At 56.3% G+C, this 14,683-nt stretch carries 7 protein-coding genes; 2 read left to right on the plus strand and 5 right to left on the minus strand.

Annotation, left to right across the window (positions count from 1 at the left end):
* Positions 1 to 13 precede the first annotated feature (13 nt).
* The 3 genes from Poly51_RS25580 to Poly51_RS25590 all read right to left on the minus strand — a co-directional run bounded on the left by Poly51_RS25580 (position 14) and on the right by Poly51_RS25590 (position 6,472).
* Positions 14 to 2,569: a DUF1549 and DUF1553 domain-containing protein gene (locus tag Poly51_RS25580; RefSeq protein ID WP_146461440.1), complete on the minus strand. Its 2,556-nt coding sequence runs from the start codon at positions 2,567 to 2,569 to the stop codon at positions 14 to 16.
* An 81-nt stretch (positions 2,570 to 2,650) separates the two neighbouring features.
* On the minus strand, positions 2,651 to 5,092 hold the full coding sequence (locus tag Poly51_RS25585) for a PPC domain-containing protein (RefSeq protein WP_146461441.1): 2,442 nt from the start codon (positions 5,090 to 5,092) through the stop codon (positions 2,651 to 2,653).
* A 78-nt stretch (positions 5,093 to 5,170) separates the two neighbouring features.
* Complete coding sequence (locus Poly51_RS25590; RefSeq protein WP_146461444.1) at positions 5,171 to 6,472, minus strand: DUF1501 domain-containing protein; 1,302 nt, start codon at positions 6,470 to 6,472, stop codon at positions 5,171 to 5,173.
* A 725-nt stretch (positions 6,473 to 7,197) separates the two neighbouring features.
* Between Poly51_RS25590 and Poly51_RS25595 the strand changes: the two genes are divergently transcribed.
* A complete protein-coding gene (locus tag Poly51_RS25595) occupies positions 7,198 to 9,597 on the plus strand; it encodes a protein kinase domain-containing protein (RefSeq protein WP_146461446.1) in 2,400 nt (799 codons plus the stop codon).
* A 147-nt stretch (positions 9,598 to 9,744) separates the two neighbouring features.
* Here Poly51_RS25595 and Poly51_RS25600 read toward each other — a convergent pair whose 3' ends face one another.
* Positions 9,745 to 10,887, minus strand: coding sequence for a glycosyltransferase (locus tag Poly51_RS25600; protein ID WP_146461449.1), 1,143 nt, complete (start codon positions 10,885 to 10,887; stop codon positions 9,745 to 9,747).
* A gap of 18 nt (positions 10,888 to 10,905) precedes the next feature.
* Positions 10,906 to 11,709, minus strand: coding sequence for a sugar transferase (locus Poly51_RS25605; RefSeq protein ID WP_146461450.1), 804 nt, complete (start codon positions 11,707 to 11,709; stop codon positions 10,906 to 10,908).
* A 749-nt stretch (positions 11,710 to 12,458) separates the two neighbouring features.
* Between Poly51_RS25605 and Poly51_RS25610 the strand changes: the two genes are divergently transcribed.
* A complete protein-coding gene (locus Poly51_RS25610; RefSeq protein WP_146461452.1) occupies positions 12,459 to 14,594 on the plus strand; it encodes a TolC family protein in 2,136 nt (711 codons plus the stop codon).
* The last annotated feature ends 89 nt before the right edge of the window (positions 14,595 to 14,683 follow it).

The raw sequence follows: 14,683 nt of genomic DNA on the forward strand, positions 1-14,683 counted from the left end.
GTGCAATCGAGATCTAGTGGTTGAACACAAACTCGCGACTATTCAAAACGGCCCAGAAAACATCTTGAAGTGCGGCGACTTGGTTCGGGTCGTCCTTCATCGAGGCGATCAAGTCCGCCGATTCTTTTTCCGTTGGTGACCGAGAAAGACAACGCACATAAATGCGATCGATGACGGTTTCGACGGGCAGTTTCTCGTCGACGAACCATTTTTCGACGATCTTGCTTCTCGCAATTTTGCTCTGAACCGAGTCACCGTTCAGTAAGTGCAGTGCTTGGGACAATGACGGGTCGGTTGTGGCTTCGCAGTCGCATACGGTTGCGCGTGGCGACCGACCAAACGCGGTTAAGAAATAGTTTGTCGTCGTACCATCGGCAATTTGCACGGCTCGCGCCCCCAGCGGTAGACCACGAAACTTGTCTGGTGATTGGGTCACTTGGCAAATGCAATCGAGCAAGCTCTCGGCGGGAACCCGACGCACGACCGCATGTGAAAAGTTCAGATGATCATGGGCGTTGGTTTCGTTTTCGGATGTGCTTCGCTGGTACGCATCGCTGGTGCAGATGTCACGAACCAAGCGACGGAAATCGAATTTGTATTCGACCAATCGTTTCCCAAGTTCATCGAACAGCTCAGGATTCGACGCCGGGTTGCTGACACGGATATCATCCACAGGCTCGACCACGCCGACACCCATGAAGTGAGCCCAAACTCGGTTGGCAATGGATTTTGCGAAGAACGGATTCTCCGGACTGGTCAACCAAGTTGCCAGCACTTCGCGTCGATCTTTTCCCTTCGTCGCGGGCGACTCGCCCCCCAAGAAGGTCGGCGGAACCGGTTTTTTGGTGACGAGATGATTCACTTCTCCGCTGAACCGGTTGTAGACGATCTGTTCGCGATAATCTTCGCCGTTCTTTCGGCCGACCTGAGCGAAGAACGAAGCGAATCCGTAATAGTCGTCCATCGTCCAACGATCGAACGGGTGATTGTGACACTGGGCACACTGAGTGCGAATTCCCATGAACACCTGTGCGACGTTTTCAGACGTCTTCAAAGTGTCGCGTTCGATTTCATAGAAATTCGTCGGCGGCGACGTGAACGTGCCGCCCGTGCTGGTAAGCAGTTCACGGACCATTTCATCGATGGGCACGTTGCGAGCAAATTTGTCCGTCAACCAGTTCGCATACAAAAACGCGGACTTGTAACTGACTTGATTCGTACTCTTGATCATCAGCAGTTGAGCGAACTTCATTGCCCAAATTTCGCTGAACTCTTTGCGTTCAAGCAACCGATCGATCAACTCGGTACGTTTGTCGGGCGCCACGTCGGCGACGAACCGTCGGTAATCTTCCTCTGCGGGCAACTCGCCAACGATATCGATGGTGACTCGGCGAATGAATTCTTCATCACTGCAAAGCGGGCTAGGCAGAATGCGAAGCTTCTGTAGCTTTTGCCCCACCATTTGGTCGATATAGCTGCCTTCGATTTTCGGACGCGTGTACTGAAGGTTCTCGGGCAAAGCCAAGACTTGGCTGCCGACGGTGTGCGTGTCGAATCGAGCCATCACGAACGCCTCGCCACGACGTCCCGCGGTGACCGTACCGACGTCATCGATTTCGGCAGTTCCCGAGTTGTTCGACGTGAACGCGGCCAAACGTGTGATATCACGAGTCGTTCCGTCGCTGTAGGTCGCGACCGCAACGAAACGCTGTGTTTTGCCTTCGCCCTCGATCACCGCTTGCGGTGGATAAAGGACAACCGAATCGACCGTTGGCGGCTTGGCGTCGGCCGGATCAATGTTGGCTCCGTCCTGAAGCCATTCCAAGATCGTGGCGTAATAGTCACTTGTCGTTTCGAAAAGTTTGCCGCCGGTGTGGGGAACGCTGCCGACCGCCTTTTTCAAAAACAGGCTTTCTTCGGGGACGGCCAAGTTGATCCGACGGACGCCAATTTCTCGTGTGATCCGATGAAAGTCGCCCACGGGGTCAAAGCCGAACAAGCTGACTCGAAACCCATCTTTTCCCCGCGCTGCGCCGTGGCAGGATCCGGTGTTGCAACCCGACCGGGTCAAAACGGGCATGACGTCTTTTTCAAAGCTGATCTTCGGACGACTGGTCGCACCAGAGACTTCGACGGGAATGCGGACCTCGGCGCCGGCGTACGAACCGACCAGCTGCGTCTTACCGTCGGCAATGGGCAACAACTGAAACCCGTCTCGCTTGACTTTGGTGGGATCAGCTATTGACCACGTGACCAGGTCGCTGACGTCGGATGTGATCCCGTCGTCACGACGGACGATTGCAACGAACGACTGAAAATCACGAGACGATCCAAGTTTGATTTCCGGTGGAAAGACCGCCAAGTCGGGTACCTTCGGCAAATCCTTGCTGACCGAAGCCGTCGCAGACTCGGCGGGATCGGCTGCCAAAGTTGTGGTTGTGAAGACGGCGAATACGATCGGGAACACGGCGGCAATGAAGGTTGCCTTGGAACGCCGCGCGCGTGGGGACGGGTGGCTGTCCGTGTTAGCGAACCTCGCACGCAATTGGTGGAGTGAATTGTCGGTCATGATCAAACTTTCGTGCGAGCCAAATCAAGTGGCAATTTTAAAAACGGGCGTCGCAAATTTCGGTGGGAAGATCGAGATACGTTAAGGGGTTTCTTTCATCTGTCGCAGTTGTTCCAAACGGCTTAGCGGCTTGGGTGCGGCCGGCTTCTTTTCCTTGGCTTTCGGCTCCACTTTGGGAGCATCTTTTTTCGGCGGCAGCGGTGCATCGATTCGCAATTCGCCAGTTCCGGTGGTTTGAACGATCGTCTCGTCCCCCACCTTGACGCTTGAAATACAGACCAGGGTATTGTGCTTCCCGACCTTTGCGTCGGCGGCAACGACGATTGGAAACGTGACCGTCGTCGCGTCTTTGGCCACGGGCTGAACGCCGGCGGGGCTGGTCACACCGTTGGGTAAACCAACAAGTTGGACTTCCGCGTCGCCGGGAAGATCACGAAGCACTTCCACAGAAACGGCGACAGCGGCTTCGGTGCCTTGTTCGGCGGCTGTCTTGGGAAACTCGTATTTAAACATCGAGTCTTGCACGTCCAACATGATCGCCGCGGTCGTGATCTCGGCGTTACCCTGGTCGGTCGGATAGCTGGCGACCAGGATCATCGGCCATTGACCGATCGCAGCCGATGTATTGGCGGTCAGCGGAATTTCGACTTCGCTTTTGCCTTTGGCAATTTTCTGGCCGTTGTTGACTCCGACGCCCGGCGGGTTGTAGAGCGTTCGAATGCGGATGTCTTGGTCAAAGCCTTCGTCTTTGGTGACCCGAACAAGCAGACTCTTACTGCCGCCACGGATAATCGGTGTCGCCGGTTGGACCAGCTCGATCTTGAACGGCGCCGCGTCGGATACGGCCATCGCGGCGCGCTCGGTTTCGTGGGACCACATGTGTCGCCGGTTTTGGCCGAGCACCAACTTATGTTCTTGCTTCAGCCGTCCCATGACACCGAAGTTCTTCTCGTCGCCGTGACCGGCGATGGTGAACAACGAAGCGGCATGCTTGGCCTCGGCTGATGCGGTCAGCAAGACCGGGATCTCGACGCGGCCAGCCGGGACCGGGTAAGCCATTGCCGTCACGCCATCAGGCAGGCCATCCAGTTCCATCGCGATTTCCCCGTTGTACCCCTTCCGGGTCGCCGTCACGACAAACGCAGTGTTCCCGCCAATTGGAACATTGGCAACCTGGGCCTCGTCGCGACGGAGTTCTTTTAACGTCAAGTCGAACGTGGCATTGGCGGCCGTCACTTCGATGCGGTAGTGATGGACGGGGCTGCCACCGCGCAGGTGGTCGTACAAACGAACCGTATGCAAGCCGTCGGCCGGCGCGGTGAATTCAATGAAAGGGTCCGTCTTTCCGTTGGTGTCATCTGATGACGAGATCGTTTTGTTATCTGGTCCAAAGACATTCATGAACGCATCCAATGGCGATCGCAAAATCTCACGTGCAAAGCACTGAACCCGAAACTTTTGACCTTTTTTGCACTCAAACGCAAAGCAGTCGTAGTCGCCGTCTTTTTCGATCACACCACAGAACGCAAACGGCGCCGACGTCGTTGGTTCCGTGACGGCCGGAGCCTTTCGATAGTCGTCGTTGGGTTCTGTTTCCATCACGACGGGCAAGTCGTTGACGCGGATCCAATTCGGCGAGGGGCTGATTCCGTTTTCGTTTTCCATCACGACGCCCCAACGATCGACCGATTCACTTGGCAATTGAACCGAAGCGTCCGTCACCGATCCGTCCAACGAAATCAGCTTGGCTGATAGCGTCGAACCGGGTGGACCACCGGCCGGAATGGCAGCGACGGGTCGCGGGAAAGCACCGACGTGCAAACGATAGCCGTTGACGGGCGCGCCGCCAAAGGAACTGTCTCTTACAAGCACCGTGTACTTGCCGTCCTGCGGAGCCACAAACGTGCACACGCCATCTTGTTGAAGCAGCGCCGAATCATCGCTGGTGGCAACTTCGAAGCGGCCTTCATCGAGGATGGCAATGTAGGGATCAAGGATGTTTTGATTGTTGGTGGAATACCCCAAGCGAATGCCTTCGATTTCAACATTCAAACGTTCGCCGGCTTTTAAATCGATCTGAAAGTGATCAACGTCCTCGCGATCCACGACACCTTCGATCGTTTGATTCATGGCGATCGGTTGTGGAGCCGCAAAGTCGTTGTTCGGCTCGACTTCTTGGACGATCGGCATGGCGCCGACACCAAGCAGCCGGAGATTGGCAATCCCCGACTTGGTTACCAAACGCAGCGGATAGAGTCCCGGCGAAAGTTTCGCGTCGGCCTTCAACTTGACCTCCACGGTTTTGCCATCGATCGACTTGACTTCGATGATCTCGATACCGGGTTGATCGACCAGGACCGTATGGGCTTCCGCGATTCGCTGGCCCTTGAACGTAATCGTGGTCTCTTCACCGCGAACGACACCCATCGGTCGCACTTGGTCGACGATGGGGAAGGCGGCCGGCGCGGACACCGAAGTCATCAGCGCGGCAGCGACAGCAAGGATCGATGATCGAACGTTCATGGTTACCGAGTTGGAAATTGGTGCCGAGAAAATGAAATCGACGTGGCGTTGAGAACTCGCCAGTCCCCTCGTAATTTCTTAAGCCAAAAGCGGTTCGATCAGCTTGCCGCCATCGACAATTTCGATCGGTCGATCGCCGGGCGCCATCAGTTCTTTATCCGCAACGATCCCCATCAAGCGGTACATCGTGGCGGCCAGGTCAGCCGGCGACACGGGATCATTTTCGGGTTCGGCGGCGGTCGAATCCGACGCACCGTGAATGACACCGCCGCGGATACCGCCGCCCGCCAACATGACGCTGAAAACTTTCGGCCAGTGATCGCGACCCGCGTCGGGATTGATTTTGGGCGTTCGCCCGAACTCACTGCTGACCATCACCAACGTCTCGTCCAACATTCCTCGCTCGGAAAGATCGTCAATCAACGCCGAAAGGCCGAGATCGAGACTGGGCATTGCAGTGCGAAAGTTGGTCGTGATGTTGGTGTGCATGTCCCAACTGCCATAGGTGAGCGTGACCAATCGAACGCCCGATTCGACAAGTCGCCGCGCCATCAAGAGGCGTTGGCCGGCTTCGTTTCGTCCGTAACGATCGCGAGTCTTCGCATCTTCCTTTTCGATATCGAAAGCTTCTTTTGCCTTGGGCGTATCGATCAAGTCATAGGCGCGTTGATAGAAGGTGTTCATCGCGCTGACATTGTCGGCCGGCGTCGCGCTAACGAACTTTTGATTCACCACGTCCAACGCCGCTTTCCGTCGCAAGAATCGCTGTTCGTCGACGCCGCCGGCAAGATCCAAGTCGCGAACCTTGAAATCGGCGCGAGCGGGATCTGATCCGAGTGCAAATCCGCCGAAGCTGCTGGGCAGGTATCCCGTGCCGGCGAATTCATTGGGCACGTTAGGAATGCAAACGTAAGGTGGCAAATTGTTACGCGGACCGTACTCGTGACTGACGACGGCGCCGAAACTTGGATATTGAAGAGCCGGACTCGGCTTGTAGCCTGTGAACATATTGTGCGTGCCACGTTCATGGGCGGCTTCGCCGTGCGTCATCGACCGAATGATGCTGAACTTGTCGGCTCGCTTGGCTAGCTGGGGAACCGTTTCGCAAAACTGTTCACCCGTGTTGGTTTTGATCGGGCGTAGTTCGCCACGGTATTCCAGCGGGCTATACGGCTTGGGGTCGAACGATTCTTGCTGGGCCATGCCGCCGGGCAAATAGACGTGGATGACACTCTTGGCCTTCGCCTCGATGAAATCGTAGTGCTTCTGGTCGGCCATCGCTTGCCGCATCAACAACTCGGGCAAGGACAATCCCAAACCGCCGAATGCACCGGCTGCCAAAAAACCTCGACGACTCAGCGGATTACCGAAACAACGCATGGTGGGATTCTCCCGTGAAGGATGTTGAACGTGAGCGAATGGAAACACAGCCGCGCCGCCGGGAATCATTCGGCGGAAAACGTTGAGCGATCGAGATCGGTTGAAATCGTTCGTTCAAGCCAATTTCTCGTGGATTTTGGACGACAACACCGAACAAAACCGTTCGAGCGTTTATCCAATTCAAAGGCGGGGATTTTAGGTGGGGCCTGAAGGGCGTTTTCGATGGCCGGGTTCAGGGAATTTACGTGGTCGTTCCACGCATTGTAGTTGCTCAAGGCGCGGCATTGTCGCCTCGAGAGCAAAACAAACGTATCCGATTGCAGGGGCAGGGTCAAATCAATCCTCACAACCTGAACAACCGGCCCCCCGCTAACACCTGACGGAAATGCACCGATGACCGCCGAGAGCCACGAAAATGCCAGCCAGCCGCTGAATCAGGGACGCCGGAACGGTCGCTTTCACCATTTGGCTTCGATTAGGACAGCATTGCCGGCGAAGCCCCGACAAGCATGCCAGCTCGGGATTGCGATTGAAGTTTCCGAAACGGGGATAAATCAACGCGTTCGGCTGACCACAGGCTGCTAGCGTCAGCCGTAGCAACGCTGGGTCCTGCGGGTGCCCGACCATTGGTGACATCTCGCATTGGTGACATCTCGAGCGAAGCTGGTTGCACAGCAACAATCCGATCGGCGGAACGCAGTTCGCGCGACTGCGATTGCTGCTTGATGCGTCCACCTTCCTCGGTTCAAAGCGGTTGCCGGAAGTCGCATCTTTCACCGTTGCTAAAGTGGTGGCAGCGTTACCGGGCGGATATACTGCAACAACTCTGCACCTATATCTCCTCAATTGTTGGTGATTTGTCCGTGACCGCATCGGTGCCCGCTTACGAATTTCTTGAACCGTCTAGCCATCCGGGCGATCTCGGTACCCTTGGCCACTACCGCGTGATATCGGAACTCGGCCGCGGCGGGATGGGATTCGTCTTCCGAGCCGAAGACGTCAAGCTGAAACGGGCTGTGGCGTTGAAGGTGATGAATCAAAAAATCGCCTCGATTCCCAACAGCCGCAAACGCTTTCTCAGCGAAGCCCGTGCGATGGCGGCCATTCACCACGACAATGTCGTAACCATCTTCGAAGTCGGCGAGAGCAAAGGTACTCCGTTCATGGCGATGGAGATGTTGGCAGGCGAAACGCTTGAAACGTACAACAAAACACACCTCGACCGCGACTTCACACAGATCATTCAATTCGCGACCCAGATCGCTCAAGGGCTTGCGTCCGCTCATGCCAAAGGCATCGTCCATCGCGACATCAAGCCGGCGAACATTTGGATCCAAGAGGGCACCGGTCGAATCAAAATCCTAGATTTTGGTTTAGCACTGGCATCGACACCCGTTGACCAATTGGCAGGTCGCGGTGCGGTGATCGGAACCCCCGGCTACCTAGCGCCCGAACAAGCCCGATCGGATCCCATGGACGATCGCAGCGACCTTTATTCGCTCGGCGTTGTGCTGTACGAAATGTGTACCGGCCAATTGCCAATTCAATCAAAGTCGGTTCCGGGACAACTCGTTTCGATCCTAGCCCATCGGCCACAACCCATATCAGAAATCAACCCGGCGATTCCGACGCCCTTGTGTGATTTGGTTCACAAGCTGCTTCGCAAAGAACCGCGAATGCGAGTCGCTTCGGCTGCAAAGCTGCAAGAAGAGCTGCGACGCGTCGAAGTCGAGTGCCAGAAAACAACCGAAACGGCACAAGCAATCAATCGGCTGAAGGAAGGCCTATCCGAAGTCGTGACAAAGAAGTCATCGGCCAGCGTGTTTGAAGCAATCGACGAAGTGGAAGCGATTCACGATCCGCTGGCATCATTGCCCGCCACGCCCGTCGTGATGCATTCGTCGGCGGCGTCCTCTGGCAGAATGACGGCGGTGAACCCTAACGTCGCGCGACCGTCCCCCAAGCCAGTGGCGACACCCGCGTGGCAAACCTATTTGCCGATCATCGCCATCGTTTCATGCGTTCTGGTCGCTTTGCCGGTGATCACTTACTTCTTTACCAATGCGGGACGCAACAACGAATCCTATGTCGTCACCGATGATTTGTCGGCATATGCAAATGCGAATCCAGCGACTGCACCGGCGCAACGCCCGCAACCGGCCAACCAGCCCGTCGCAGCCGCAACAGAAACCAAATCGAGTGCCCCCAACGCCGGTAACCAAGCCAATGGAAACAACGGCGCCAATGGAAACAATGGCAAGAACGACGCACCGGCAAAGAAGCCCTGGCAAAACAAAAAAAACCGGGGCAAAAACGAAAAAAACGCCAACGCCAACGCCAACGCTGGAAAAGAGAGTAGCAAGGGAGGCTCGGCCGCCAACAATTCCGGCTCACCCGAGTCTTCCGCCAAGCCAGATCCCGGCCCCGCATCTGGACCGGATTCGACGGTGGCGATGTCGGAGTCACCCGTGGTGACGCCGGCTCCCGAGGAACAAGCCAAGCCAGAAATCAAAGACGCTCCGGAGGCGAAGCCCGAAACCAAGATGCGTTGGATCCCAATTTCATCGGGTGACGGTCGCGGAGCCGATGCAATGGTGCAAAACGGTGGCAGCGGAAGCGACACTCTGGGCCTGAATCCGAGCATCGGGATACGAACGCGGAACGGTGTGCCCGTGAATCATTCCTACGTTCGATTCGACTTGTCGAGCGTCAAAGATTCGAAAGCGAAGATCGAAAAAGCCGGCCTGATTTTGAGCCTCGTTTCGGCACGGCGCCCTGTCGGCGCTACGATGCAAATTTACGGTGTGTCGGAAGTGGGAATGTGGGATGAATCGAAATTGAGCTGGGACCAGACCCCCTCATCCGATGCGGCGCCGAAGCAGCTCGACAGCTTTCCAATCCTGGCAGAGATATCGATCGATGACGATGACTCGGTCAAGTCCAGCACGGGCAAGAGCCAGGTCCGCATTTCGGATCCTCGCTTGGTCGACTTCCTCGTCAAATCCGGGGACCTGGTGACACTTGCCTTAACCGGCGAACACGGTACCGCGGCCGTTCGTTTCATCAGTCGCGAAAAATCATCCGAAGAGGCGCCCCAGTTGCTGATTGAAGTACCGGCGGAATGAACAGAGCCTTTCGAATGACCACTTCTAGATCGCAGCGGAACGCCGAACTTCAACCAAGTTCGCAAAGCTAGCCTGCAGTGCGATTCGGGTTCTGACGCAACGGCGAGTTCTACTACGACGAACGCAGGACGCCAGATGCGAGTCGCTTCAAAGGGCGACCACCTTGGCTCGGGCGCGTCCGCGGGAACTCTTTCTACGTTCGTCGAGACTGAGTTCATAGTGTGCTTCGTACTGGCAAAGCACTTGCTGGATATCGAAATCATTGGTCGCGATTCGGTGCCCTTCGGCGACCAAGCGAGCACCGGTATTCGCATCGTTCCAAAGATCCACGATTGCGTTCGCCATGGCCGTTGGATCTTGCGGCGGAACGAGGCGACCGTTGATGTCGTCGCGAATCACATCCGTTGTTCCCCCAACATCTGTCGCGACAATCGGAACGCCCGCAAACATCGCTTCTAATAGGGCAAAGGATCCGCCATCCGATTTCGACGGAAGCACGAATACTCTTGCCCGACCCAGCAATTCAGCGACCCGGTCGGTCTCGCCAATCAAACGGACACGTTTTTCTAGCCCCATCGCATAGATCTGACCTTGCAACTCCGCTCGACACACTCCGTCGCCCGCGATCAAAACTTCGATCGCCGGTTCTCGTTTGAGCATTTGCGAAGCGGCGTCAATCAAGGTCGAGACGCCCTTCTCGGGGCACAGCTTGGCCAAGCAAACCACATAGGGTCGATCATGATGCGAGGAAGCGACGCGATCGCGTTCGAAATCGTTGCCGCCAAGACCGGGTCGGATGACCGACACACGCTTCGACTCAACCCCCATCTCGATCACCCGGTCGCGGATATCTTGCGAGATGGCGACGAATTGATGGGTCAATCGCGATGCTTGGCGGGCCATCCATTCTTGACGGGAACTCAAACCAAATCCACGTCCGTGTTGCGTGTGGATGATGGAGCGAACGCCCGCCAATCGAGCGGCCGGTGCCGCATAAATCAGAGGCAGTGAATCGTGCGAATGAACGACATCCGCACGAATTTTTCTGAAGAACCGATAAAGTTCAATCATCAAGCCGGGATGAAAACCATCATCGCGGTGCATGCATACGACGGGCACATTCATCGAGCGCAGCTGCTCGCCGACCGATCCAATGTGGCCCAATGACGCCACGGTCAAATGATACCGGCTAGGATCAGCGTGCTTGGCAAACTGAACAATTTGCTTTTCAAGTCCGCCTACGTCTAAGCCGAATGTCACATGCGCGACGCGAATTCGGTCGTTATTCATCAAGGCAATTTGAGAGAGTTAGCCGACAGGTTCGAGTACCAACTCGTGATTGTCGACATCAATGCGGGTTTCCTGCAACCAGTCGTCGGACAGACCCCGAACAGACTCGCGAACAATTGGAACGCGTTGAATCCCGAACAATGCCGTAGCGGATGCCTTCGATACCCCAAACATTTTCAAGAATGTTGCCAAAACGATTCGCAGGTCAAGAAGCGACGTCGCGCTGAAGATGTACTCAATATCGAGCTCGAACTTACGCTTCACACAATTGATGGTTTCGTCAGGATCCAAATTCACCTGTGCCAATCCGGTGACCCCGGGCATGACGCCAAGGCGATGGCCGTAACCCGGAATTTCGGCTTCGATTTTGGCAATGATTTCGGGTCGTTCGGGCCGTGGTCCGACGAAACACATTTCCCCGCGAATGATATTGACCAGCTGGGGAAGTTCGTCGAGATGAAACAATCGCAGGTAGTAACCGATGACCGTCACCCGGGGATCGTCCTTGGTTGACCACACGGCTCCCGTTTCGCCCTCCGCGTCTTCCACCATCGATCGAAATTTGTAGATATAGAACGGACGTCTCCACAGGCCGGATCTGACCTGCCGGTAAATGACCGGCCCAGGACTCGAAAAATGGACGGCCAACGCCAACACGCCAATCAATGGGCTTACAACAATCAACATGCCGAGTGCTAGCACCCTCTCGGTACACTGACGAAGCAGCGAAGGCGGTTGAATCGGAAGTGTCGGTTCAGCGGCTACCCGACCGTCATCAACCGTGACAGGTTGCCGAGTTAGGGTTGGAGTTAGATCACTCATGTCAAAATCTTTGCCGAGCTGTAAGTTTGCCGAACTGTGAAATTGCAAAAGGTGCGGGAGCTAAGTCGTGACCAGGGTGGCGAGGGAAGAGCGGCTAGAATCCATTCGGGTGGCACACTGAATTGATTGAGACCTGTACCAGCACGAGCTTCCTATCGACGATCTCGCGGACATGTCACGCAGGTCTCCCCAAAATATGGGCTGTCAGGGGCGTTTCGTCGCCCATGTCGTCTCCGATGATGTTAGGGGTGCCAGCAGCGAAGATCCAGATTCAGTTGGCCATATTCATCGATTTTTTCTGATTATTCGCTACAAACGTCACCCTTGCGATCGCATGGCCAGGCGCGCTGCACTCGATTTGATTCGCGTTGCGGTGCGGCTCGAACCTTTCAAATCGTGTTAACGACGGGATCGTTCCCCCAAGTTTCCGGACGCCGTCGATCCGAGACAGCTTTGGCGAAAGCGGGTTTCGTTCATGAAAACCGACCAGGACCCGACACCAGCGCAGCCACCAGGGGGGATACTCAAGTGTCCGCCTCGAAACCCCTACATCTGGGGTGCCATTGCGGATCTGGCAAACTGTGCCAGTTTTCACGGTATTTGCTCGAGTGCTCAATTTGCCGATCAAGCGGCCGGGGGATAGCCGAAATACTGTGGGGACGGTCCCACGCCACACAGTGGGAGTCTCTTCAAGCGTTGGGATCGAGATGGATATCGAAACGCATTGCAGTCTCATCAAGCGAACCGCTTTGATCACGGTACTTTTTGCCGGTACCGGCGCATTGACTCCGACCGCTGCCCAGAGCACCGCTGCCCAGAGCACCGTCGCCCAGAGCACCGCTGCCCAGAGCACCGCTGCCCAGAGCACCGCTGCCCAGAGCACCGCTGCCCAGAGCACCGCTGCCCAGAGCACCGTCGCCCAGAGCGTTGACTCGCTATCACCCCAATCGCCAGCGCCGGTCTCGACGTCTTTCCGTGTGGCGCGTCCTCGACGACTGGCCGGCGATGAACATTTAGCCGAAGCCAGCCAACTCACAGAATCGTACAGAGCCTTCGTCAAAGCCGTTGAATCGCCGAACGGCGTCCATCAAATTCCCGGTGCCATCGACGTCGACGAATCTGTGTCGAATGCCCAGGTGGTGCTGAACGCATTCGTTTTCACCCTTGAAGACGAACGTGAAGAAGAAGCGGGACCAAGCTTGTCGGCTCCATCAGGACCAAATCCGACGCCCAGTCCGTTGAATCCGCTTGACGGCGCGAACGAACAAACGACACCCATGGTTTCCGACCGACTCTCGCCTGACGTCGGCAGGGATGAAATTGAGCTAGGCCGACCGGACGGGCAACGCCTACCCGCGCCGGCGCCGGACGCGGACCCAGAATGGGAACTCTCGCTCGACGATTCGATTCGGTTGGGCCTGGCGAACAACAAAGAAATTTCGGTCATCACGCCGTTGCCGTCGGTCGCCGCGGCGAAGGTTTCCGTTGAGCGTGGCGACTTCGATCCGGTATTTGGGATTTCGACGTTCGGCGGCGAGACGGATCGTCAGGTTCGCAGCCGGATTGCCACGTTCGGGGCTCCCGTCGATTTCCAAGAGACTGATTTTTTTCGTCCCCTATCGGGTCGGAACCAGACGTATCTACGCCAGCAGTTGCCCACCGGCGGGAAATACGAAATCGGCATGGGAACGAATTACCTTCGTTACGTTCCCGACGCAGCCCAATTGTTGGTCCCATCCGGCTGGGAGACAGCGCTCAACCTTGAATACACGCAGCCTCTCTTTCGTGGCCGAGGACGGTCTGCCGCGCAGCGAGAATTGCGGATCGCGTCGGCCAGGCAACGACAATCGGAACACGAATTTCGCATCAGATTGCGGAACATTGTTCGTGACATTGACGTTGGATATTGGGAACTGGCAGGCACGACACGTCAGTCCCGAGCTGCCGAAGCCTACGTTCGCTTAGCAGCGGAATACTCACGCCAAGAAGCTGAGCGGGCCGAACTGGGTCAAAGCGCCCGAACGGAAATTCTGCAGGTTGCTTCGGTGCTGAATGAATTTCGCGTAGCTCGCGAAAGCACGTTGCGTGACCGCCGAGTGGCCGAAATGAAGCTGCGAACGGAACTCGGCCTAGCTCAAATGGTGTATCCCGGTACCGATGAACCAATGGGTTTCGATTCCGAAGTCTATTGGGACATTCATGCGACCGGTCAGAATATTGAACCCGTCCTATCGACACCGATCGCCGCCGACATTGCCAAAGCCATGACACGGCCCGAATTGGCCGTCGCGAACGCTCGGATCGAAGAAGCGCGTGCGAACCTAGCGGCGGCAAAGAACAAGCTGCTTCCCGATGTGAATGCACACGCGATGTACTCGAAGCTTGGTTTAGAGAAAGGACTCGACGATTCCGTCGCGACGATTTTTGATGACGACTACCACACGTGGGGTGCGGGTGTCAGCTACGAGCGTCGCCTGCGTCAGCGTTCGGAAAATGGCGAGGTCCGCCAATACTCATTTCAGATTGCGCATGAACAGGCGCGACAAAACGAACTGTCACACGACTTCGTTGGCAAGCTACGTGAACTGCGTGCGGCGATCAACGGCTGGGAACGCGTCCTGAAAGTGGCTGCGGAATACGTCCAGGTTTTGACGGAACAACAGATCGCGTTGGGCGAACTGTACAAAGACGGAAGAGTCAGTCTTTTCCAACGTCTTGAAAACCTGCGGGCACTGCAAGCAGCCGAGTTGGATATGCACGACAAATGGATCGAACTTGCGAAAGCGGTTGCCCACTATCGATACGAACGCGGTGACGATCCGTCGATGTACGGAGTTCAGATCGATTCGTGCGGGCGATATTCGGCGAGCGGGTTCGGAGGTTGATCCTGCCCTGGAAGCCGCCGCAGACCCCTCTTTTGCAGCAACGGCCTCGCGCGGCGTCGACTTCATCACCGACGTGATCGAGTGACGGT

It is taken from the genome of Rubripirellula tenax, assembly GCF_007860125.1.
Taxonomy (GTDB): domain Bacteria; phylum Planctomycetota; class Planctomycetia; order Pirellulales; family Pirellulaceae; genus Rubripirellula; species Rubripirellula tenax.

What these genes read in the sequence shown, in the direction of transcription:
- Poly51_RS25580 (WP_146461440.1), bottom strand. Translation starts at nt 2,569, where the DNA reads ATGACCGACAATTCACTCCACCAATTGCGTGCGAGGTTCGCTAACACG.
- Poly51_RS25585 (WP_146461441.1), bottom strand. Translation starts at nt 5,092, where the DNA reads ATGAACGTTCGATCATCGATCCTTGCTGTCGCTGCCGCGCTGATGACT.
- Poly51_RS25590 (WP_146461444.1), bottom strand. Translation starts at nt 6,472, where the DNA reads ATGCGTTGTTTCGGTAATCCGCTGAGTCGTCGAGGTTTTTTGGCAGCC.
- Poly51_RS25595 (WP_146461446.1), top strand. Translation starts at nt 7,198, where the DNA reads ATGCGTCCACCTTCCTCGGTTCAAAGCGGTTGCCGGAAGTCGCATCTT.
- Poly51_RS25600 (WP_146461449.1), bottom strand. Translation starts at nt 10,887, where the DNA reads ATGAATAACGACCGAATTCGCGTCGCGCATGTGACATTCGGCTTAGAC.
- Poly51_RS25605 (WP_146461450.1), bottom strand. Translation starts at nt 11,709, where the DNA reads ATGAGTGATCTAACTCCAACCCTAACTCGGCAACCTGTCACGGTTGAT.